Annotated in this window: 21 protein-coding genes and 1 pseudogene; 8 read left to right on the forward strand and 14 right to left on the reverse strand. The window is 76.0% G+C overall.

Translation table 11 applies throughout. The annotated features are described in order from the left end of the window. Nucleotides 1–1,106: 1,106 nt before the first annotated feature. Nucleotides 1,107–1,538 carry a VOC family protein gene (locus ACZ3YL_RS17480; protein ID WP_188303913.1) on the forward strand — a complete coding sequence of 144 codons (432 nt, stop codon included), beginning with the start codon at nt 1,107–1,109 and terminating at the stop codon, nt 1,536–1,538. Nucleotides 1,539–1,606: 68 nt separating this feature from the next. Here the strand turns inward: ACZ3YL_RS17480 and ACZ3YL_RS17485 are convergent. After that, a pseudogene (locus ACZ3YL_RS17485) lies at nt 1,607–1,918 on the reverse strand (transposase); the annotation flags it as partial. 526 nt (nt 1,919–2,444) lie between these two features. Then, a complete protein-coding gene (locus ACZ3YL_RS17490; RefSeq protein WP_465658203.1) occupies nt 2,445–3,101 on the reverse strand; it encodes a GNAT family N-acetyltransferase in 657 nt (218 codons plus the stop codon). A gap of 225 nt (nt 3,102–3,326) precedes the next feature. On the opposite strand from ACZ3YL_RS17490, the gene ACZ3YL_RS17495 reads away from it, so the two are divergent. After that, the gene (locus ACZ3YL_RS17495; protein WP_465658205.1) at nt 3,327–4,871 is read left to right on the forward strand and encodes an AMP-binding protein; all 1,545 of its coding nucleotides are present in this window, start codon (nt 3,327–3,329) and stop codon (nt 4,869–4,871) included. A 115-nt stretch (nt 4,872–4,986) separates the two neighbouring features. On the opposite strand, the gene ACZ3YL_RS17500 is transcribed toward ACZ3YL_RS17495, so the two are convergent. Continuing rightward, nucleotides 4,987–5,508 (reverse strand): P-loop nucleotide/nucleoside kinase family protein, encoded by a 522-nt coding sequence (locus ACZ3YL_RS17500; protein WP_465658207.1) that lies wholly within the window; start codon nt 5,506–5,508, stop codon nt 4,987–4,989. 152 nt (nt 5,509–5,660) lie between these two features. Between ACZ3YL_RS17500 and ACZ3YL_RS17505 the strand changes: the two genes are divergently transcribed. Continuing rightward, on the forward strand, nt 5,661–6,047 hold the full coding sequence (locus tag ACZ3YL_RS17505; RefSeq protein WP_188308243.1) for a hypothetical protein: 387 nt from the start codon (nt 5,661–5,663) through the stop codon (nt 6,045–6,047). A 29-nt stretch (nt 6,048–6,076) separates the two neighbouring features. On the opposite strand, the gene ACZ3YL_RS17510 is transcribed toward ACZ3YL_RS17505, so the two are convergent. The 4 genes from ACZ3YL_RS17510 to ACZ3YL_RS17525 form a co-directional block, all read right to left on the reverse strand. Continuing rightward, nucleotides 6,077–6,682, reverse strand: a complete 606-nt coding sequence (locus ACZ3YL_RS17510) for an AAA family ATPase (RefSeq protein ID WP_465658210.1) — start codon at nt 6,680–6,682, stop codon at nt 6,077–6,079. Between the two features lie 224 nt (nt 6,683–6,906). Beyond that, nucleotides 6,907–8,172: an MFS transporter gene (locus ACZ3YL_RS17515; protein WP_465658212.1), complete on the reverse strand. Its 1,266-nt coding sequence runs from the start codon at nt 8,170–8,172 to the stop codon at nt 6,907–6,909. Nucleotides 8,173–8,278: 106 nt separating this feature from the next. Further along, on the reverse strand, nt 8,279–8,872 hold the full coding sequence (locus ACZ3YL_RS17520) for a DUF6328 family protein (protein ID WP_188303951.1): 594 nt from the start codon (nt 8,870–8,872) through the stop codon (nt 8,279–8,281). Between the two features lie 261 nt (nt 8,873–9,133). Further along, nucleotides 9,134–9,697 (reverse strand): MarR family winged helix-turn-helix transcriptional regulator, encoded by a 564-nt coding sequence (locus ACZ3YL_RS17525; RefSeq protein WP_465658214.1) that lies wholly within the window; start codon nt 9,695–9,697, stop codon nt 9,134–9,136. Between the two features lie 47 nt (nt 9,698–9,744). Between ACZ3YL_RS17525 and ACZ3YL_RS17530 the strand changes: the two genes are divergently transcribed. The 3 genes from ACZ3YL_RS17530 to fusA all read left to right on the forward strand — a co-directional run bounded on the left by ACZ3YL_RS17530 (nt 9,745) and on the right by fusA (nt 13,964). After that, nucleotides 9,745–10,656, forward strand: coding sequence for a DMT family transporter (locus ACZ3YL_RS17530; protein ID WP_188303949.1), 912 nt, complete (start codon nt 9,745–9,747; stop codon nt 10,654–10,656). 80 nt (nt 10,657–10,736) lie between these two features. Then, a complete protein-coding gene (locus ACZ3YL_RS17535; protein ID WP_465658216.1) occupies nt 10,737–11,318 on the forward strand; it encodes a hemerythrin domain-containing protein in 582 nt (193 codons plus the stop codon). A gap of 378 nt (nt 11,319–11,696) precedes the next feature. Further along, a complete protein-coding gene (gene fusA / locus ACZ3YL_RS17540; protein ID WP_465658218.1) occupies nt 11,697–13,964 on the forward strand; it encodes an elongation factor G in 2,268 nt (755 codons plus the stop codon). A gap of 344 nt (nt 13,965–14,308) precedes the next feature. Here the strand turns inward: fusA and ACZ3YL_RS17545 are convergent, their stop codons facing one another. From ACZ3YL_RS17545 to ACZ3YL_RS17560, 4 genes are all read right to left on the reverse strand, one after another. Beyond that, nucleotides 14,309–14,812, reverse strand: coding sequence for a P-loop nucleotide/nucleoside kinase family protein (locus tag ACZ3YL_RS17545; protein WP_188303946.1), 504 nt, complete (start codon nt 14,810–14,812; stop codon nt 14,309–14,311). Nucleotides 14,813–14,882: 70 nt separating this feature from the next. Further along, a complete protein-coding gene (locus ACZ3YL_RS17550; RefSeq protein ID WP_465658220.1) occupies nt 14,883–15,044 on the reverse strand; it encodes a hypothetical protein in 162 nt (53 codons plus the stop codon). A gap of 16 nt (nt 15,045–15,060) precedes the next feature. Then, nucleotides 15,061–15,510, reverse strand: coding sequence for a hypothetical protein (locus ACZ3YL_RS17555; protein WP_465658221.1), 450 nt, complete (start codon nt 15,508–15,510; stop codon nt 15,061–15,063). 426 nt (nt 15,511–15,936) lie between these two features. Then, nucleotides 15,937–16,590 carry a class I SAM-dependent methyltransferase gene (locus ACZ3YL_RS17560; protein WP_465658223.1) on the reverse strand — a complete coding sequence of 218 codons (654 nt, stop codon included), beginning with the start codon at nt 16,588–16,590 and terminating at the stop codon, nt 15,937–15,939. A gap of 87 nt (nt 16,591–16,677) precedes the next feature. Here ACZ3YL_RS17560 and ACZ3YL_RS17565 point away from each other — a divergent pair, with 87 nt between their 5' ends. Further along, nucleotides 16,678–17,535 (forward strand): helix-turn-helix transcriptional regulator, encoded by an 858-nt coding sequence (locus ACZ3YL_RS17565; protein WP_465658464.1) that lies wholly within the window; start codon nt 16,678–16,680, stop codon nt 17,533–17,535. 166 nt (nt 17,536–17,701) lie between these two features. After that, complete coding sequence (gene ypfJ / locus ACZ3YL_RS17570; RefSeq protein WP_465658225.1) at nt 17,702–18,598, forward strand: KPN_02809 family neutral zinc metallopeptidase; 897 nt, start codon at nt 17,702–17,704, stop codon at nt 18,596–18,598. 166 nt (nt 18,599–18,764) lie between these two features. Here ypfJ and ACZ3YL_RS17575 read toward each other — a convergent pair whose 3' ends face one another. The 3 genes from ACZ3YL_RS17575 to ACZ3YL_RS17585 form a co-directional block, all read right to left on the reverse strand. Beyond that, complete coding sequence (locus tag ACZ3YL_RS17575) at nt 18,765–19,187, reverse strand: nuclear transport factor 2 family protein (RefSeq protein ID WP_465658227.1); 423 nt, start codon at nt 19,185–19,187, stop codon at nt 18,765–18,767. Between the two features lie 81 nt (nt 19,188–19,268). Continuing rightward, the gene (locus ACZ3YL_RS17580) at nt 19,269–19,736 is read right to left on the reverse strand and encodes an NUDIX hydrolase (RefSeq protein ID WP_465658229.1); all 468 of its coding nucleotides are present in this window, start codon (nt 19,734–19,736) and stop codon (nt 19,269–19,271) included. A 17-nt stretch (nt 19,737–19,753) separates the two neighbouring features. Beyond that, on the reverse strand, nt 19,754–19,981 hold a 228-nt coding region (locus ACZ3YL_RS17585; RefSeq protein ID WP_465658230.1), incomplete at its 5' end, for a DUF397 domain-containing protein.

The raw sequence follows: 19,981 nt of genomic DNA on the forward strand, positions 1-19,981 counted from the left end.
GCCCACCGTCGGCCCGCTCCCACCCCTCGACGCGGCGCCTGCGCTCCGGCGGTGCCCCATCCGCCCCCTGTCCCGCCCTCGGGCGTCACCTGACCCACCGCCGGCCCGCGCACGACCCCGGCCGTCGTCCCACCCCCACCCCCATCCCGGTTCCTGCCCCTGCCCCGGCCCCGCCCTTGCCCGCCCATCCGCTCCCGGGCTGATCTTCGGCTGCCGTCAGAGCACCTCCGCCCCGCCCCCCACCAGGCCGGCGCCCACGAGTACGCCGGGGGCGGTGCGCCCCCGCTGAAGCCGGCCGTCCCAGCCGGGAGGCCCGTGCGCCGGAAGTCGGCGAGGCCGGCTTCTCGTGCGGGGGAGGGGCCGGGCGGGGCGTGGGGGAAGTGGTTGGTTCGCCGGTGTCCTGTTCGCGGGAGGGCTCGCTCGCGTTGCTCTGTGTCGAAAGTCGGTCCCGCCGGCTTCTCGTGCGGGCGTGGTTGCCCTGGGCGTGCGGGAGTTGTCCGGCCCGCAGCGTTGTTCCCGGTGGGCCCGCTTGCGCTGGCCTGTGCGCCGGAAGTCGGTCGCGCCGGCTTCTCGTGCGGGCGTGGTTGCCTTGGGCGTGCGGGAGTTGTCCGGCCGCAGCGCTGTTCCCGGTGGGCCCGCTTGCGCTGGCCCGTGCGCCGGAAGCCGGCCTCGCCGGCTCCCGGCGCGGGGGCGTCGGCCCAGGGGGCGCAGTGGTGTCCTGGCCGCAGGCGTTTCGTTGGCCCATGGGCGCCGGAAGCCGGCCGGTCCGACGTCCTGCGCGGGGGTGGTGTCGGCCTGTCATGGGCGGGAGTTGGCCGGCAGTCCCGTGCGGGGCACGTCGGGCCGGCCGACTTCTGGTGCGGGGGAGGGGCCGGCCCGGGGCGCGTGGGCAGCGGCCGGTTCGCCAAGGGTTGTCCCGTAGCCGGTCGTTGGCAGCACGAGAGTGGCCGGCCGGGATCGCGTCCCAGGTTCCCTTCGGGGAGGCGCTGACCTCGGTGCACCCCTGCGACCGCACGACACGCCAGCGGGTAGCAGGTGCCTCCTCCCGATCACGTGCGGACGTCCCGACCTGGGGAGATGCGCAGGGCCCCTGTTATTGTGCGCCGATGTCAACGATCAGACAGTTCCAAGTGACCTTCGACTGCGCGGAGCCGGCGCGCCTCGCCGCCTTCTGGTGTGAGGTGCTGGGGTACGTCGTGCCGACGGTCCCGGAGGGCTTTGCCACGTGGGGGGAGTACCACCGCTCGCTGCCGCCCGAGGACGAGATCTACTTCGCGTGTACCGATCCCTCGGGGGTGGCCCCGCGCCTGCTCTTCCAGCGAGTTCCCGAGGGCAAGGCCGTCAAGAACCGGGTGCATCTTGATGTGCGGGTCGGCACAGGGCTCGTGGGTGACGAGCGCCTGGCCACCCTCGAGGCCGAATGCGCACGGCTGATGGCGCTCGGCGCGACACACGTGCTGACGCAGCGCGCCGATGGCGTCAACGAGTCGTGCATCACGATGCAGGACATCGAGGGCAACGAGTTCTGCCTCGCCTGATTCTCCTCCGGGGCCGCGAGGCGGGGGCAGTCTCCCGGGGGCCTCTCGGGTCCCGCCTACGGCGGGAGTCATTGCGGGAGAGCGAGGTTGCGCAGGCGGGCAACGCCGTGCGTCGCCTGGCGCACACCGTCGCCTCCCAGGCGGCAGTCGCGCAGGATCTTCCGGGTCTTCGTCCGGGCGAAGGCGTGCTCGACGCGGGCGCGAACCCGTCTGTGGTCGTGGTGGTGTTCGGCCTGGCAGGCGGTCAGTTCGCCGTCTCGGGGGCGGCGGTGCGCGATGACGAGGCCGGTTCCGGGGCAGCCGCCGTCGGCGATCGTGGCTGTCCGGCCGACGGCGGCCCTGGCCCCGGATTCCTCCCCTGCCCTGCAGTCGCTGCGGTGGCAAACGCCTGCGCCGGCCACGGCCGGAGATCATCCCACGGCAAGATCACTTACGGGACAGCCCTCAGGGGACCCGCGCACGCTGCCCAGCGGAGGAAGCCGGCCGGTGCGACTTCTCACGTAGGGGATGTGGTTGGCCTGGGGCGGACGGGAGTCGCCAGGGCCGGCCGCAAGGCCCGTGCACGGGAAGTCGGCCGCTCCGACGTCCGGTACGGGCCCGGTGGCCTTGAGCACGCGGGCAGTTGCCGGTTCGCCGAGGCCCTGGCCGCCAGGGTCCTGCCCACCTCGCCGCGCGAGGGAAGTCGGCCCTGCCCACGTTCCCGCGCGAGGTGCGGGTGCCCTGAGCGTGCGGGGAGTCGCCCGGCCCGCGGAGCCGCTCGTGCACGGGAAGTCGGCCGGTGCGACGTCCGGTGCGGGGAGTTCGCCCGGGGCACGGGAAGTCGGCCGGTGCGACGTCCGGTGCGGGGGAGGAGTCGGCCCGGCGGGGCGGTGCGCGGCCCGCCCGCCCGCGCCCGGGGCCCGCTGCCTACGCCGGCGGGGTGTCCGCGCCGAGGAGGGCGCGGCAGGCGGGGGTCAGGCCGGTGACCGTGACCGGGACGGGCGGGCCCTGCCAGTGCTCGCGGGACAGCCGCAGGCGCCGGGACTCCACGACCCGGCCGTCCAGGGCGTCGCGGCTGATGCCGTCGGGCCGGTAGCCGAGCTTGCGGGAGACCGCGAGCGAGGAGTGGTTGTCACTGAAGGACACCGACGTCGCCGAGGCCGCGCCCAGCTCCGCGAAGGCCAGGTGGAGCATCGCGGCGCGCATCTCGGTGCCGAAGCCCCGCCCCTGGTACTCCAGGCCGACCCACGAACCGGAGGCGATCTCCCGCCGTACGGCGAACTCCCGGGCCCGCATGTCCTGCACCCCCACCGGACGCCCCCGGTGGAAGGCCACCAGGTCCAGCGCCCAGTGCTGCGCCGTCCAGCGCCCCAGCCGCCGCCAGTGCATCTGCAGGACGTGCCGGGCCCGTTCGGCGGGCGGCAGTTCGCCCCACGGGGTGAGGAAGGGGCGTACGGCCGGCGGGTGGACGCCGCGCGCGGCGAGGTCCGCGACCTCGGCGAGCTCGGCCTCGGCGGGCAGCCGCAGCTCCAGCCGGGGCGTGGTCAGGCGCAGGCCCTTCAGCGGCCAGTGGTCGGTGATCACCGGGACAGTGTGCCCAAGCCGCCCGCCGCCCGCACCGTGGTTTCCCGCTCCGGCCGACCACGCTCCCGCCCCGCCCGACCACGGTCCCGCCTCGCCCCCGCGTACGGTCCCGCCTCGCCCCTCCCCCCGCGTACGGCCCCGCCGGCCACGGTCCCGCCGAGTACGGCCCCGCCCGGCCGGGCCCGCGACTAGGGTGGGGGTGCACCCTATGAGGAGGAAGTGGCCATGTCCGACCGGGAGTTCGTCAGCGTCCCCGCCCTGATCCTGCGGGCCCTCGCCGCCCGCCCGGACCGGCGCGCCGTCACCACCGCCGACCGGGTCGAGGTCACCGCCGGCGACTTCGCGGCCGCCACCTACCGTCTCGCCCACGAGCTGCTCGCCCGTGGCATCACCCGCGGCTCGACCGTCACCCTGCTGACCGGCAACACCCCCGAGGCCCTCAGCGCCCGCTACGCCGCCGGCCTGGCCGGCGCCCGGGTGGTCAACCTGTACGACGGGATGAGCGCCCCGGTCCTGGCCCGGATCGTCGCCAGCGTGGACACCACCGTGCTCCTCGTGGACGCCGAACGCTACGCCGACGCCCCCGAGTTGCTGCCGCTGCTCCGGGTCCCCGCCGTCCTCACCCTCGGCCCCGGGCCGCACACCGTCGGCGAGGACGTGATCGCCGCCTCCGCGATCCGCCCCACGGGGGAACCCGACGTCCGGATCGGCCCCGACGACGACCTCGGCATCCGCCACACCGGCGGCACCACCGGCATCCCCAAGGGCATCCTCAGCCTCCACGGCCCCTACCGCCGCGCTTTCGACGTCCCCTTCGGCGACCGGCGCCCCGACGGCGAGGAGCCCCGCTTCCTCGCCGCCACCTCCCTCGCCCACCTCGCCGGCGTGCTCGCCGACCTGACGCTCCACGCGGGCGGATCCGTCGTCCTCCAGCGCGCCTTCGAGCCCGGCGAGGTCCTCGCCGCGATCGCACGCGAACGCATCACCGACCTGTGGGTGCTGCCCCCGCTGCTCTACCGGCTCCTCGACCACCCGGACCTCGCCCGCACCGACCTGTCCAGCCTGCGCTGCCTCTCCTACGGCGGCTGTGCCTCCTCCCCGACCCGCATCCGCGAGGCCCTCAAGGCCTTCGGGCCGGTCCTGGTCAGCGGCTACGGCATGTCGGAGGCGCAGAACATCGCGATCCTCGGCCCCCACGAGCACGACCGCACCGGTCACGACGGCCGGCTGCCGGTCGGCCGCCCGCTGCCCGGCATCGAGGTGCAGATCCGCGCCGCCGACGGCACCGTCCTGCCGGCCGGCGAGCAGGGCGAGGTCCACGTCCGCTCGGCGACGATCATGGCCGGCTACTGGAAGCGGCCCGACCTCACCGCCCAGGTCCTGCGCGACGGCTGGCTGGACACCGGTGACATCGGCTACCTCGACGCCGACGGCTACCTCTACCTGGCCGACCGTCTCAAGGACCTCATCGTCGTCGTCGGCGGCCACGTCTACCCGACCGAGGTCGAGGAACTCCTCCTCACCCACCCCGCCATCGCCCAGTGCGCCGTCTACGGGGTGCGGGACGACCAGGAGGCCGAGCACGTCCACGCCGCCGTCGTCCCCGCCGCCGGGCAGCAGCCGACCCTGGAGGAGGTCCGCGCCTTCGTCACCGCCGCCAGGGGCCGCATCTACGCCCCCGAAGCCCTCCACCTCCTCGACGCGATCCCGCTCACCGCCGTCGGCAAGCCCGACAAGAAGCGCCTGCGCGAGGCCGCCACGGCCGGCTGACCCCGCCCCAGCCCCCCGGCCGGCCGGGCGGAAACCGCCACGGCCGGCCGGCCGCCGTGACCGGCAGGCCGCTGCCACGGCCGGCCGGGCCGCCGCCGCCGCGCGCGGCACGAGCTCAGCGGCGGGTGAAGGCGGCGATGGCCGGCAGCGGCGGGTCGTAGCCGTCGGTGGTGTCCACGCGCAGCTGCGGTACGGGCAGGGACAGCGGGGTGAAGTCGTCCAGCAGGTTGCCCGGCCCGGGTGGGGCGGCGAGCAGTTCGCGGTCGGCGTGGGCGGCGCGGTGGCCCTCGGCGGCCAGGCGGGCGGCGATCCGCCGGCGGGCCAGGGCCGGGTCCACCCGGCAGTGCACGACGCGCAGTTCGGCGCGGGCGGCCAGCGGCTGGAGGCCGGTGCGCCAGAGCCGGTCCTGGTAGGCGGCCTCGGCGACCACGCTCACCCCGGCGTCCACCAGGACGCCCAGCACGCCGAAGAACGCGTCGCGCACCGCCAGGTCGGGGGCCGGGGTGCGGGTGCCGGCGTGCAGCAGGCCCTCCTTGACCTCGTCCCGGACGAGGGCCGGGCAGCCGACGGCCCGGGCCAGGGCGTGTGCCAGGGTCGTCTTGCCGCTGCCCGGCCCGCCGCTCACCACGATCAGCACCGCACCCGCCTCCCGTCCAACGCGCCGACCAGCCGCGCCTGTTGGCAACTTCGTACCCGAAACCTCCGGCGCCGCGGGCTCGTTGTGCCCGGTGGAGGGACCAATCGGCCCGGGCGGCGCGCTGCCGCCGGGCCCGGACGGAGGGGACCATCATGACCCAGCCCGCAGACGCGGTGCGCGCCGGCGGCCCGGACTCGGCGCTCGACCGGGTGGCCGACTTCTACGGCGCCTACATCGACGCCGTCGACGACGGCACCGACGACCTGTCGCACGGGCTGCGCGCCCACTACCTCACCGAGGACCTGCGCCGGCGCCTGGCGGCCTGGGAGGAGGCCGACCACGCCGACGGCGTGCTGCGCGCCCAGGACGTGCCGACCGCCTGGGAGGTGCGCTACCACGACTCGGGCGCCGGGCACCTGTTCACCACGGTCACGCTGACCTGGGGCACGGGTCCGGACGCCGGGCGCACCCGGCTGGCGGTGCGGAGCGACCTGAGCACCAAGCTGATCTCCGGCATCGAGGACGCCCCCGCGCCGTAGTGGTGGCGATCGCCGCCGCCCGGGCCGGTTCAGGCCAGGGCGGCGGCCAGGCGCTGCGGCAGGCTCTCGTAGGGCCGGCAGTCGACCACGGGCAGGCGGTGGGCGCCGGCCTGGTCGGCGAGCCAGCGGGAGTAGCGGGCGCTGACGGCGGCGCGGGCCGGCTGGGGGCCGCGGTCCGGCTCGCGGTGGGCGTAGTTGGCGCCGATCCGCTCCGGGTCGCCCTCGTGGAGGAACACCGCGCGCAGGCGCCGGCCCCGGCCGGCGGCCTCGGCGACGGCGCGGGCGGCGGCCCGGGGGCTGAGGTAGTCGCCCTCGACGACGGCGGGCACCTCGACGCCCAGCCGGTTGCGCACGACGCCGAGCAGCGCCTCGTCCAGGGCGTGGGCGGTGGCGATCTGCAGGTCCAGGACGCGGTCGGCGCCCAGTTCCTCCTCCGGGGCGCCGTGGCCGGCGAAGTGGTGCAGCCCGGGGTGGCCGGCCGGGGTGGTGGCGGCCTGCAGCGCGGCGACGACGTCGTCGAACTCCACCACGAACGCGCCGTGCCGCTCGGCGAGAAGGGCGGCGGCGCGGCTCTTGCCGACGCCGGAGGCGCCGCCGATCAGCAGGATGTCCCAGGGACGGTGGTCGGTGTGCATACGGTCACATTAAGGGACGCGGGTAAGCGGTTGCGGGGGCCGGCGGGCTCTGTGGGGTGGGGGAGGCGCCGTGGGAGCGGCTCCTCCCGGCCAGGCCCCCGGCGCCGGAAGCCGGCCCACGGTCTGGTCCCGCCGCCCGCCCGCCCGCCCGCCCGCCCGTACCGGATCCGGATCACGGCCGGGCGGCCGGGCGGCCGGGGGGGTGGCGGGGGTGGCGGGGGCGCTCACGGGCCGTCACTTCGCGGGCGCTCGCGGGCTCGGCTGCGCCGGGTGTGCGCGCCCCGGGCCCGCCGTGCGGCGCCGGCCGTGGCGGCGGCGAGGGCGAGGGTGAGGGTCGCCAGGCCGGAGGCGGCCAGGACCTGGCGGGGGCCCAGGGCGGTGGTGAGGGGGCCGCCGAGGGCGGTGCCCACCGGGGCCGCGGTGAGCAGGGCGGTGCTGCGGGCGGCCAGGACGGTGGTCAGCGCCCCCGGCGGGGTGCGGTCCTGGAAGAGCGTCAGCGACAGGGCGGTGAAGGGGCCGTAGACCACGCCGCCGAGCGCGAAGCAGAGCAGGGAGAGGGCGGCCGGCGCGCCCAGGTCGAACGGGACGAGGGCCAGGCCCCAGCCGGCGACGATGCCCAGGGTGACCGGCCACGGCGGGAGCCGGCGCAGGGTGCCCGCGGCCAGGGCGCCCAGGACGGCGCCGGCGCCGAAGAGCGTCCAGTACAGGCCGAGCAGGCCCGGGCCGGCGTGGAGGTCGGCGGTGACGTGCAGCGGCAGCGCGACCTCCACCGGCCCGTAGAGGAGGTTGAAGGCCCAGGTCAGGGCGAGGAGGGCGAGCAGTTCGGGCCGGCGGCGCAGTGGGTGCGGGCCGGCCGCCGTCGCCGGTGCGCCCGCCTCCCCGGCGGCGGGCCCCTCCAGCCGGGTGGCCCGCACGGCGAGGGCGGCGAAGGACAGCGCGTCCAGGCCGATGATCCAGGCGGGGCCGACGGGCCCGGCCAGGAACCCGGCGAGCGCGGGGCCGACGATGACGGACGCCGAGCCGATGGCGCTGACCAGCGCGTTGGCCGCGGGCCGCTGCCCGGGCGGGAGCAGTTGGGCGAGCAGGGCGTACGTGCCCGCGCTGCCCCAGGGGCGCAGCACCGACGACCCGGCCAGCAGGGCGAGGTACAGCGCCGGGTGCAGCACCCCGGCCGCCCAGGCCGCGGGCACGCAGCCGAGCAGCACCGCGCGCACCGCGCTGTCGGCGGCCGGCAGGCGCCGGGCGGGCATGCGCCGCAGCAGGCCGCCCAGGAGCAGGGCCCCGGCGGCCCCGGGCAGGGCGCCTGCGGCGAGCGCGGCGCCGACCAGCGGTGCGGACCGGCCCTCGGGCGCGATCCGCACGGCCGGCCAGGCCACGGCGACCAGGCTCATCCCGTCGCCGAGGGCGCAGGCGGCCAGGGCGGGCAGCAGGCGCCGCAGCGGCGGGTGGGCGAGCAGGGCGCGGTAGGTCCGGGCGGATGGGACGCTCATCCGGTTCAGGCTGGTGGTTCAACCGGACTTGAGGTCAAGACGGGCGGCCGCCGAGGCCGGCGGGGCCGGCGGGGGCGGCGGGGCCGTCACGGGCCGTCACGGGCCGTCAGGGGTGGTCAGGGGTGGTCAGGGGTGGTCGCGGGTGGTCGCGGGTGGCGTGGCGCAGGGCCCAGGGGAGGAGGAACCAGAGGGTGGCGAAGATCAGGGCGATGACGGCGGTGATGGCGACGGCGACCGGGGCGCCGAGGATGACGTCGAGGACGAGCAGGACGGCGCCGGTCAGGGCGCAGGCCAGGAGCAGCAGGCCGTACTGGGCGATGCGGGCGGAGACGTGGACGATGCGGGCCTTGCCGGGGTGGCGGTAGAGGCCGCGGTGCAGGGCGACGGGGGTGGCCAGGACGGCGGCGGCGACGACGGTCAGCAGCAGGGTGGTGACGTAGATGTCCTGCTGGGCGTCGGAGAGTTCGGCGAAGCGCGGGGTGAAGGCGACGCCGAGGAGGAAGGCGAAGACGATCTGGACGCCGGTCTGCAGCACCCGCAGTTCCTGGAGCAGTTCGACCAGGCGCCGGTCGGCCCGTACCGCCGGGTTCTCCCAGCCCGGGGGCGGGGGTGCGGGCTCGCCGGGGCGGTCGGGGCGGTCGGGGCGGTCGGGGTGGTCGGGGTGGTCGGGGCCGGGCGGGGGAGGGGTGCTGCTGCTCATGGGTCACATTGTCCGCGGCGCCGCCGGTGCCCGACCAGGGCGGTGAGGCGGGTGTCGGGGTCGTGCCACTCGAGGGGCTCGCTCCTGAAGGCGCGCAGGCCGGGCCGGACGGACGGACGGACGGGCGGGCGCCCGCCCGTCCGTCCGTCCGGCCCGGCGGAGCGGGACGTGCCCGGCGGGCCGCCCTTGCCGTCGCGCTCGCGCACGGTCGGGTCGGTGGCCTGAGCCCGCGGCAGGAAGCGGCGCCGGCCGGGCCCGGCGTCAGTCCGTGCGGTCCGTGCGGCCCGTGCGGCCCGTGCCGTCGGTGCGGCCCGCCGCTTCGGCGCCCTCCAGGCGCTGCTGCCAGGCGGTGAGCAGGGCCTGCAGGGCGGCGGCCTCGTCGGGGTCCAGGTGGGCGAGCAGGCGGTGCTCGTTGCGGATGTGGGCGGTGAACGCCTCGTCGAACAGGCGCAGGCCCGCGTCGGTGAGGGCGACCACGCGTCCGCGCCGGTCGTCCTCGGCGGGGCGGCGGGTGACCAGGCCGGCGCGTTCCAGGCGGTCGACGCGCTTGGTCATCGCGCCGGTGGTGACCATGGTGTGGGCGGCGAGTTCGCCGGGGGCCCGCTCGTAGGGGGCGCCGGCCCGGCGCAGGGCGGCGAGCACGTCGAACTCGCCCTCGCTCAGGCCGTAGCGCTCGAAGACGAGGGTGAGTTCGGCGGTCAGGCGGGCGGCGAGGCGGTGCAGGCGCCCGATCACGGCCAGCGGGGAGACGTCCAGGTCGGGGCGCTCGCGGCGCCACCGGGCCTGGATCAGCGCGACGTGGTCCGCATCGTCCTGGTGTTCCATGGCCCCATCCTACCCAGATAGCTTCCCCGGAAGCTATATTGTCTTCCATGGAAGCCAATGCCCGGTGGGTGCTGCTGACCGCCCTCGCCCCGCTCGCCTGGGGCACCAACTACTGGGTCACCCACGCCTACCTGCCCGCCGACCACCCCCTGTGGGGCGCCGCCCTGCGCGCCCTGCCCGCCGGACTGCTGCTCCTCGCCCTCGCCCGCCGCCGCCCCCGCGGCCCCTGGTGGTGGCGCAGCGCCCTGCTCGGACTCCTCAACACCGCCGTCTTCTTCGTCCTGCTCTACCTCGCCTCCCAGCTGCTGCCCACCAGCACCGCCGCCACCGTCATGGCCGCCTCCCCGCTGGCCATGCTGCTCACCGCCTGGGCCCTGGCCGGCCAGCACCCGCACCGCGCCCACCTGGCCGGGGCGGTGGCGGGCCTGGCCGGGGTGGCGCTCACCGTGCTCGGCAGCGGCGGCGCGCCCGGCTGGACCGCACTGGCGGCCTCGGCCGGCGCGATGCTGGTCTCCTCCGTCGGCTACGTGCTCGCCGCCCGCTGGCGCGAGGGCGCCGACCCGCTGGCCGCCACCGCCTGGCAGCTCACCGCCGGCGGCCTGATCCTGCTGCCCCTGGCCGCCGGCGTCGAGGGCGCGCCCCCGCCGCTGCACGGCCCCACCCTGCTCGCCTTCGGCTACGTCACCCTGGTGGCCACCGCCCTCGCCTTCGTCTGCTGGTTCGCCGGCCTGCGCCACCTGCCGGCCGGCACGGTCGGCCTGCTGGGGCTGCTCAACCCGCTGGCCGGGGTGCTGCTGGGCACCGCGCTGGACGGCGACCAACTGGGGGCGCGCCAGGGGGCCGGACTGGCCCTGGTGGCCGCCGGGATCCTGCTCGGACGGCCCCGCGGCCGCGCCACGGCACCGGCCGCACCGGGCGCACCGGCCCGTACGGGCTTGCCCGGGCCGCGCGTGCCGTGATCGGATGACGGGCAGCATCGCGTGCCGGTGGCGGACCGCGCCAGGCATGGAGGTGCGCGACCGAAAGGGACCGCCCACCCGTGGCCTCCCCCGTCGACAGCGGCCGAACCGCCGCCCTCAGTCTCCAACTCTCCCAGGCCCACAACGAGTTGCGCCGCCGCCTGGCCAACGTCCGCGCGGGCCTGGGCCGTCGGACCCGGCCCGATGACGCCCTGCTCACCCACTGCCTGGCCTTCTGCACCGCCCTGGCGAACCATCACCAGGGCGAGGACGAAGGCCTGTTCACCGCCCTGGTGCGGGAGCGGCCCGACCTCGCCCCGACCGTCGCCAGACTCCTCGAGGACCACGGGCTCATCACCGGCATCCTCACCCGGGTCCGCGAACTCGCCGAGACCGCCGCACGGTGGCCCGGGGAGCCCGGGGAGCCCGGGGAGCCCGGAGCGTCAGGGGAGTCCGCGGAGTCCGGGTCGGGGGAGTCAGGGGAGCCCGGCGCCGACCTGGCGGCCATCGGCCGCGAACTCGACGGCCTGGCCGCCATCGTGGAATCCCACTTCGGCTACGAGGAACGCGCCATCGGCGCCGCCCTGGACGCCGGCGCGGGCGGCGGCGGGGGCGGCGACGGGGGCTGGCGCGAGCCGGTGCTGCGCTTCCGCACGCCGTAAAACCCTTCGCCCCGCACCGCCCGGCCTCCCTACACTCGCCAACGCGGCCGCACCCCCCGTGGTGCGGGCGACCAGACGACCGTATGTACCGACCGGGCAGACGACAGAGAGAAGGGGGCGCAGCGGCCATGCCGAAGCACAGCGCCGCCGCCTCCTCTCCCGCCTCGCGGTACGAGGTGGTCCTGGTGTCCTCGCCCCTCCGGTGCCCGCCGCGCGGCCGGTACCGGGGCAGTGCCGCCACCACCTGAACCCCGCCCTTCCACAAGGGCTCTTTCGCGCACGGTGATCTGACGAAACGTCAGCAATCGTCCGCCGGCAGCACTGTGTCAATCGCGCGCCCACCCCGTACCGACCGCCCCTTCGAGAGGCACCCGGGCCATGCGCACCGACACCACCACCACCAGCACCACCACCACCACCGGCACCACCACCAGCACCGTCACCGCCGACATCGCCGCCGTCCGCAACCTCGGCATCCTCGCCCACGTCGACGCCGGCAAGACCACCGTCACCGAACGGATCCTCTACCTCACCGGCACCACCCACAAGCGCGGCGAAGTCCACGACGGCACCACCGTCACCGACTTCGACCCCCAGGAACGCGACCGCGGCATCACCATCTTCGCCGCCGCCGTCAGCTGCGCCTGGGCCGGACACCGGATCAACCTCATCGACACCCCCGGCCACGTCGACTTCGCCGACGAGGTCGAACGCTCCCTGCGCGTCCTGGACGGCGCCGTCGCCGTGTTCGACGCCGTCGCCGGCGTCGAGCCGCAGAGCGAGTCGGTGTGGCGCCAGGCCCAGCGCCACGGCGTGCCCCGCATCGCCTTCGTCAACAAGCTCGACCGCGCCGGCGCCGACCTCGACGCAGCCGTCGCCTCCATCCGCGAACGCCTGCACCCCCACCCGCTCGCCGTCCACCTGCCCATCGGCGCCGAGGACGCCTTCACCGGCGTCGTCGACCTCGTCCACCGGCGCGCCCTCACCTGGGACCAGCACGGCACCCTCACCGAAGGCCCGGTACCCGACCACCTCACCGCCCAGGCCGCCGCCCGCCGCCACGCCCTGGACGAAGCGGTGGCCGAACTGAACCCCGAAGCCCTGGAGGAGTTCTGCGCCCACGGCGCCCTCAGCCCCGCCACCCTCACCACCGCCCTGCGCGAACTCACCCGCACCGGCGAGGCGGTGGTGGTGCTGGGCGGCTCCGCCTACCGCAACCGCGGCATCGAACCCCTGCTGGACGCCGCCGTCGCCTACCTGCCCTCACCCCTGGACACCCCGCCCGTACACGCTGCCGACCACAGCGAGCAGCGCCACGCCGATCCCCAACAGCCCCTCACCGCCCTGGCGTTCAAGGTGACCGCGGCCCCCACCGGCCGCCTCACCTACCTGCGCCTGTACGCCGGCACCCTCCACAAGGGCGACACCGTCCTGGACGCCGCCACCGGCCGCACCGAACGCATCGCCCGCATCCTGCGCATCCAGGCCGACCGCCACACCGAGACCGACCACGCCCTGGCCGGCGACATCGTCGCCGTCATCGGCCCCAGGACCACCCGCGTCGGCACCACCCTGTGCGACCCCGACCACCCGATCCGACTGGAGGCACCCGTGAGCGCCGAACCCGTCGTCACCGTCGCCATCGAAGCCCGCCGCGGCGAGGACACCGACAAACTCACCACCGCCCTGGCCCGACTCGCCGAGGAGGACCCCTCCCTGCGCCTGGCCACCGACCCCGAAACCGGCCAGCGCACCCTGTCCGGCCTCGGCGAACTCCACCTGGAGGTCGCGGTCGAGAAGGTGCGCCGAGACGCCGGGGTGGCCGCCGCCGTCGGCCGCCCCCGGGTCGCACTGCGCGAAGCCCTCGTCGAAGGCGTCACCGGCTTCACCTACCGGCACGCCAAACAGGACGGCGGCGCGGGCCAGTTCGCCCACATCGTCCTCGACCTGGCACCCGCCCCCGACGGCTTCGCGTTCACCTCCACCGTCACCGGCGGACGGGTACCGCGCGAATACGTCCAGGCCGTGGAGGCCGGCTGCCGCGACGCCCTCACCGAGGGCCCGCTCGGCGGCCACCCGGTCACCGGCGTCAGCGTCACCCTCACCGACGGCCTCACCCACCCCAAGGACTCCTCCGACCTCGCCTTCCGCACCGCCGCCCGCCTGGGCCTGCGCCAGGCACTGCGCGCGGCCCGGCTCCACCTGCTGGAACCGCTCGCACAGGTGACCGTCACCGTGCCCCAGGACGCGCTGGGCACCGTCCTGGGCGACCTCGCCGCCCGCCGCGCCACCGTCCAGGGCACGGCGACCGGACCCGGCGGCGCCGGCGCCGCCACGGCCGAGGTGAGCGCACTGGTGCCCCTGGCCGAACTCTTCGGCTACGCGGCCCGCCTGCGCGGCCGCACCCAGGGCCGCGGCACCTTCACCACCCGCCCGGCCGGCTACGCACCGGCACCGAAACCGGCCCCGGCCCCGGCTCAGGCCCCGGCTCAGGCCCGGCCAACTGAGGCCCGGCCCGGCCCTCCCCGAGAACGGGGAGGGCCGGGGCGGGGGCGGCCGACGACATCGCCGGTCCGCCACCGCGGCACGGTGGCGGACGGCCCGGCGTGCGCAAGACTCCCCAGTTCCCCGACCTGCTGCGCATGATCGACGAGCGCTCCAGGGCCTTCCGTGCCGCGATCGCCGCCACCCCCTGGCCGCATGGAAGCGCCACCGCCGACTGCCACGACACCGAGGGCCGCTCCCGGCACCCGCACCCGGGCGCCGACGGCGCCCGCGCCGAGCGCCTGACATCCGCCGCGCCTGACGTCCGCCGCGCCCACGCCCGCCGACGTCTCCTCGCCATGTCTTCGTCCCTTCCGGGAGTTGACCTCTGCGATGTCCACCACCATGCCCGGGCCCGGGCGGTGGCGGCAGAGACCCGTCGAACCAGGGATCGCCGCTCCCTGGCTGGGGCAGCGGAACCGGCGGCCGGGACGGGGCGCAGGGTCTCAGGCCGAGGGCTGCACGACGACCTGCTCGCCCTCTCCCTCCGGCGCCTCGAACTGGGCCAGGTAGCGGTCCAGGAGCGCGCGGTCCACGGTGACGCAGTCGGCGCCGTCCTCGTCGCTGCGCCGTCCGAGACGGCGCTCCAGCGTCGCCCGGTCGGCCTTGAGATGGACCAGTTCCCAGCGGCAGCCGTGGCTCTCGACCAGCGCCTTGTAGTCATCACGGGCGGCGCGGCTCCAGAAGCTGTAGTCCACCACCACATCGCGCCCGGCCAGCATCAGTTCGACCAGTTCCCGCCGCTGCTCGCGGCGGACCTCCTCCTTCAGCCGGTCGTAGGCCTCGGCCGCCAACACCAGGCCGGCGTCACGCCGCCCGAGCCGCCGCCAGACCACCTCGTCGATCGAGAGCCGGACGTAGCCGCGCCGCACCAGCTGCCTCGCGTAGGTGGTCTTGCCCGCCCCCGGGAGACCGCACATCAGCACCACGGTGCCCAATCGCTCTTCCATCGCCCAAGGTTAGACCGGTGGCACCCGACGGGAGGGCGCCGGCCGCCCCCGGGCCCCGACGCGCCCCCCGTCACCGCTGCCCGGGCGCCTGCGCAGCCTGGGCCGCCTGCGCCGCTGCGCGGGCCGCGCGGGCCCGGCCCACCAGCCGGACGCCGAGCGCCGTCAGGAGCGCCGCCCCGAACGCGTACACCGGCAGCCAGAGCGTCGTCGTGGAGGCCAGGCAGTCGTTCACGGCCTGCCGGCTCTGGTCACGCTGCGCGGACGCCAGCGCGGCGCCGCCCTGGTCGGCGAGGCCACCGAGGGCGGCCCTGCGCCTTCGCCGCCGCGTAGTCGCCCAGGAGGGCGCACTCGGCGCGGGTGCCCGGCATCGGGAACAGCCAGGCCCAGCGCTGCATCGCGGGGGCCAGGACGAGGGCCGCGCACAGGCCGACGACCAGCGAGTAGGCCGTCAGACTCCGCAGGTGGCCGGAGCGGGAGACCGCGCCGGGCGTGCGCACCGGCGGGTCGGCGAAGGAGAAGACCACCGCGAGCAGCGTCAGGCCGAGATACGTGGAGAACCACTGCCACGAGCCCGAGGCGAGCGCGGCCGCCAGCACCCCGGCGAGCGCGGTGCCCAGCACCCCGGCCTGGCCGCCGGGAGTCCGGCCCGCTGCGGTGGGCGCGCGGTCCGGGGTGCTCGGGCGGCTGTGGTCGTCCATGCTCTCTCCCTGCCTGGGTCCGGGCGCACCAGTGTCCGGCCGCGGCGCCCCGCGGGCTCCGGTGCCATGCCGGTCGGCGCGCCGCCTCGCCCGGTTGGCAGGCGGCCGGGCGAAGGCGCTCGCCCCCGCCGGGCGTGCGGAGGGCGCGGGCAGGCGGGGGAGCGGGGGCGCTGCTGTGCCGGGCCGCTCCGCTGGTGGGCGTGCCCTGGTGGTGCGGGTGGGTGGCCGGACGGCGCGGGCGGAGGCGCTCGCCGCGCCGCGCGCGGACGGCCTCGGTGAAGTCGGCTTGCCGACCGCGGTGTTGACGGTCCACCCGCCGGGCCCCACCGGGCCCCACCGGGCCCGACCGGGCCTGCCCGGGGCGCAGCCGTGCCGGGGTGGGCCCGCCCGCCGGCCCCGCCCGCCGGCGAGGCCCTGGGGCCGCGGTCAGACGGCGCGCAGCAGCAGGTGGCCGCGCCGGAAGCGCTCGCCCTCGCCCGGGGCGCGCAGCAGACGGGCGGTCTCGGTGAAGCCGGCCTGGCCCGCGAGGGCGGCGAGGGCGTCGAGCGGCCAGCGGTAGGCGGTGGTCACCGCGTGGTCGAACGGGGTCACCGGCTCGCCGTCGGCTTCGAAGAAGGCCAGCAGCGCGCACCCGCCCGGGGCCAGGACGCGGCGGAACTCGGCCAGGAAGGCGGGCAGTTGCTCCGGCGGGGTGTGGATCAGCGAATACCAGGACACCACGCCGCCCAGCGCGCCGTCCGCCACCTCCAGGGCGCCCATCGAGCCGACCTCGAAGCGCAGACCCGGATACGTCCGGCGGGCGATGGCGATGAGCTCGCGGGAGAGGTCGACGCCGAAGACGTCCACCCCCCGTTCCCGCAGGGCCGCGCTCAGATAGCCGGGGCCGCAGCCCAGGTCGGCGACCCGGGCGTTCCCGGTGGCGCGCACCAGGTCGGCGAACGCCGTGACGAAGGAGCGGTCCAGCGGCAGGTGGGCCATGCCGTCCTTGACGAAGTCGGCGTAGCGCACGGCCAGGGCGTCGTAGGCCTCGGCGGTCGTGTGCGGGTAGGACGAGGGCGACGATGACGGGGTATCGGACACGGGGGACGACCCTAGACCACAACCGTGAACCCGGGACCGGCACTCCCCGGCTACCCCACCCCGCTCCACGCCATGCTGGGCACCATGATCGACCGTGAGGCCCTCGCCGACTTCCTCAGCCGCCACCGCGCCCGCCTGACACCCGCCGACGTCGGCCTGCCGCCCGGGGCCCGGCGCCGCACCCCCGGGCTGCGCCGGGAGGAGGTGGCGCAGCTGGCGGGCCTGTCGGTGGACTACTACGCCCGGCTGGAACAGCGACGCGGCCCGCAGCCCTCGCCACAGCTGCTGGCGGCGCTGGCGCGGGCGCTGCGGCTGAGCGAGGACGAGCGGGACCACCTGTTCCACCTGGCCGGACACGAGCCGCCGCGCCGCCACAGCGCGCTGGCGCACGTGCGCCCCGCCCTGCTGCTGATCCTGGACCGGCTGCACGACACGCCCGCGCAGGTGGTCTCCGACCTGGGGGACGTGCTGGCACAGAACGCGATGGCCGCCGCCGTGTTCGGGGCCGCCGCCGTGTTCGGGGACGCCGGCGGCCCGGGGCGGCGCAACCTGCTGCTGCGCTGGTTCGCCGACCCGGCCGGCCGCGCACTGTTCCCGCCGCAGGACCACGAGGCGCTGGCCCGCGCCCATGTGGCGGGCCTGCGCGCCGCCCACGCGGCCCGCCCGGGCGACCGGCGGGTCGCCGAGCTGCTGGCCGAACTCCTCGCCACGGGGCAGGAGTTCGCCGCCTGCTGGGAGCGCCACGAGGTGGCGCAGCGGCGCAGCGGCCGCAAGCGGGTACTGCATCCGGTGGTGGGGGAGCTGGAGCTGGAGTGCGAGGTGCTGGCCGCGGGCGGGCAGGACCAGCTGCTGCTGGTGCACACCGCCGCCGCGGGCAGCGAGGCCGCGTCCCGCCTGGAGCTGCCGCGGGTGGTGGGCGCTGGCGCCGGGGACGCCCGGGTGTGACGCTGCGGCTGCGGCGGGCCAGGGCCCGCTGCCCGTAGGCTGGACGGCGCCGCGGGCGGGCACGAACCGTCACCAAAGCGACACCACGGCATACCGACGTACCGGCATACCGGCGCGTCGACAGACCGACAGACCGACACAACGACAGAAACGGGCAGGCACGGGCATGCAGTTCGACGACCAGGGCGACCTCGACACCTCGCAGGTGGACGACCGGCGCGGCATCCCGGGCGGGAAGGCCGCCATCGGGGGCGGGGCGGTGGGCCTGATCGCGGTGCTGTTCGCGGTCATCCTGGGGGTCGACCCCCAGCTGCTGGGCCTGTCCTCCGGCGGCGGCACGTCCTCCTCCTCGGCGCGCACCGACGGGGAGGTGCAGCAGGCCTGCAAGAAGGGCGCGGACGCCAACAAGCGCCAGGACTGCCGGATCACCGCGGTCACCAACAGCCTGCAGGAGTTCTGGGGCACGGAGCTGCCACGCCGCACCAAGACGGCGTACAAGCCGGCCCAGACGGTGCTGTTCACCGGCCGGGTCTCCACCGCCTGCGGCCCGGCGACCTCGGCGGTGGGCCCGTTCTACTGCCCGGGCGACCAGAAGGCCTACTTCGACCTGGGCTTCTTCGACGAGCTGTCGACCCGGTTCGGCGCCAAGGGCGGCCCCTTCGCGGAGTCCTACGTCGTCGCCCACGAGTACGGCCACCACCTCCAGACGCTGCTGGGCACCATGCAGAAGGTCGGCGGCGACCGCCAGGGCGCCAACAGCGCCTCGGTGCGCCTGGAACTGCAGGCCGACTGCTACGCCGGGGTGTGGGCCCACCACGCGACCACCACCCCGCAGGCCTCCACGGGCCGTCCGCTGATCGCGGCCCTGACCGACCAGGACATCGCCCAGGGCCTGGACGCGGCCGCCGCCGTCGGTGACGACCGGATCCAGAAGCAGGCCACCGGCAAGATCAACCCGGAGGCGTGGACGCACGGTTCCGCCGACCAGCGCAAGGCCTGGTTCACCACCGGCTACCGCAGCGGCGACCTCGCCCAGTGCGACACCTTCTCCGGGAAGATCTGACCCCCGCCACCACACCGACCACCGGGTGCTGTCCCACATCACCCGCCCCGGCGGCACCGTCTCCCCGGCGGCGTCCTCGTCACGGAGGCCGGCTCAGCCGGCGCCCCCGCCCCGACTGAGAACTCCCCTGCCCCGCGGACCCGATGGGGCCGGCGGGGCAGGGATCTCAGGAAGCAGCCTCGTGCAACGACGCGATGAGCCGGTCGAGGTCCCCGCGTGCCGTGTACCTACGGATCGGGTCGATGTAGTCGCGTGACTCGATGATCCGACCGTCCCGAACACGCATGACGAAGACGCACGGCACCTTGCTCACGGAGCCGTCCGGCAGCGTGAACTCGTAGGCGAACTCGGCGACGATCACCTCGGGATCAGCGGTTTCGTGCACGACGACATCGACGACCCGCCGCTTCGGCAGAGACCCGCGCACGTCCGGTGGCACGGTGAAGTGCTCCCGGAGCGCGTCCCGACTCGTCAACGGCCCGGCCGCCGGCGTCGCCATCGGATGCCGGACATCGGTGACCTCTCCGTACAGGTCGGCCAACTCCTCGAAGTTCCCGTCGGCGACTCCATGGACGAGCCGGAGAAACACCTCGCGCGGACTCGGACTCACAAGACCTCCCCAGGTAGGACGTTCGGGCGGTGGACGGCAGCCCTCGCGAAAAGCCCGAGGCTAGCGCACCACGGGGATCGCCCCGCAGCGCCAGTCGGCCAGCCGCCTGCGGATGTTCGCCACCATCGGCAGAGCGTCCGTCTCCTCCGGGGTGAACCACGCCACCTCGTGGGACTCCTCGGACACCCGCAGCTCCCCGCCGACCGGCCGCCCGAGGAGGCAGATCGAGAACTCCTGGCGGACCTCGCCGTCGTCGTAGGCGAAGACGTGGCCCGGGTCGGTGTAGGTGCCGACGATCCCGGTGATCTCGACGTCGATGCCGGTCTCCTCGCGCGTCTCCCGGATGCCGCACCCGGCGAGCGACTCACCGATGTCCATCCTGCCGCCGGGCAGCGCCCACATGCCGTTGTCGGTCCGGCGCTGGAGCAGGATGCGGCCCGCGTCGTCGACCACGACGACGGACGCGGCCGGGACGAGGGAGTTCGCTTCGGGGGCGTCCGGATCGTCGACGAAGTCACGCCTGGGCATGCTCTGCCGCCTCCGGTTCAGATGCCGCCGAACTCGCCGGAACGAACGGCGGCGACGAACGCCACCCAAGCCTCGGCCGGGAAGGCCAGAGCTGCTCCCTGGGGATCTTTGGAGTCACGCACGGGGACGAGGCCGGGGAATCCGGGGGCCACCTCGACGCAGTCGCCGCCGTTGCTTCCGCTGTAGCTGCTCTTGCGCCAGGCAGCTGATGCCACCTCGATGCAGTTGCCGCCGTCGTTGCCGCT

The organism is Kitasatospora sp. NPDC023176, assembly GCF_055560495.1.

Coding starts and splice junctions, on each gene's coding strand:
- ACZ3YL_RS17555 (WP_465658221.1), bottom strand. CDS start 15,510: ATGGACGACCACAGCCGCCCGAGCACCCCGGACCGCGCGCCCACCGCA.
- fusA (WP_465658218.1), top strand. CDS start 11,697: ATGCGCACCGACACCACCACCACCAGCACCACCACCACCACCGGCACC.
- ACZ3YL_RS17505 (WP_188308243.1), top strand. CDS start 5,661: ATGACCCAGCCCGCAGACGCGGTGCGCGCCGGCGGCCCGGACTCGGCG.
- ACZ3YL_RS17520 (WP_188303951.1), bottom strand. CDS start 8,872: ATGAGCAGCAGCACCCCTCCCCCGCCCGGCCCCGACCACCCCGACCAC.
- ACZ3YL_RS17515 (WP_465658212.1), bottom strand. CDS start 8,172: ATGAGCGTCCCATCCGCCCGGACCTACCGCGCCCTGCTCGCCCACCCG.
- ypfJ (WP_465658225.1), top strand. CDS start 17,702: ATGCAGTTCGACGACCAGGGCGACCTCGACACCTCGCAGGTGGACGAC.
- ACZ3YL_RS17580 (WP_465658229.1), bottom strand. CDS start 19,736: ATGCCCAGGCGTGACTTCGTCGACGATCCGGACGCCCCCGAAGCGAAC.
- ACZ3YL_RS17495 (WP_465658205.1), top strand. CDS start 3,327: ATGTCCGACCGGGAGTTCGTCAGCGTCCCCGCCCTGATCCTGCGGGCC.
- ACZ3YL_RS17510 (WP_465658210.1), bottom strand. CDS start 6,682: ATGCACACCGACCACCGTCCCTGGGACATCCTGCTGATCGGCGGCGCC.
- ACZ3YL_RS17525 (WP_465658214.1), bottom strand. CDS start 9,697: ATGGAACACCAGGACGATGCGGACCACGTCGCGCTGATCCAGGCCCGG.
- ACZ3YL_RS17545 (WP_188303946.1), bottom strand. CDS start 14,812: ATGGAAGAGCGATTGGGCACCGTGGTGCTGATGTGCGGTCTCCCGGGG.
- ACZ3YL_RS17530 (WP_188303949.1), top strand. CDS start 9,745: ATGGAAGCCAATGCCCGGTGGGTGCTGCTGACCGCCCTCGCCCCGCTC.
- ACZ3YL_RS17480 (WP_188303913.1), top strand. CDS start 1,107: ATGTCAACGATCAGACAGTTCCAAGTGACCTTCGACTGCGCGGAGCCG.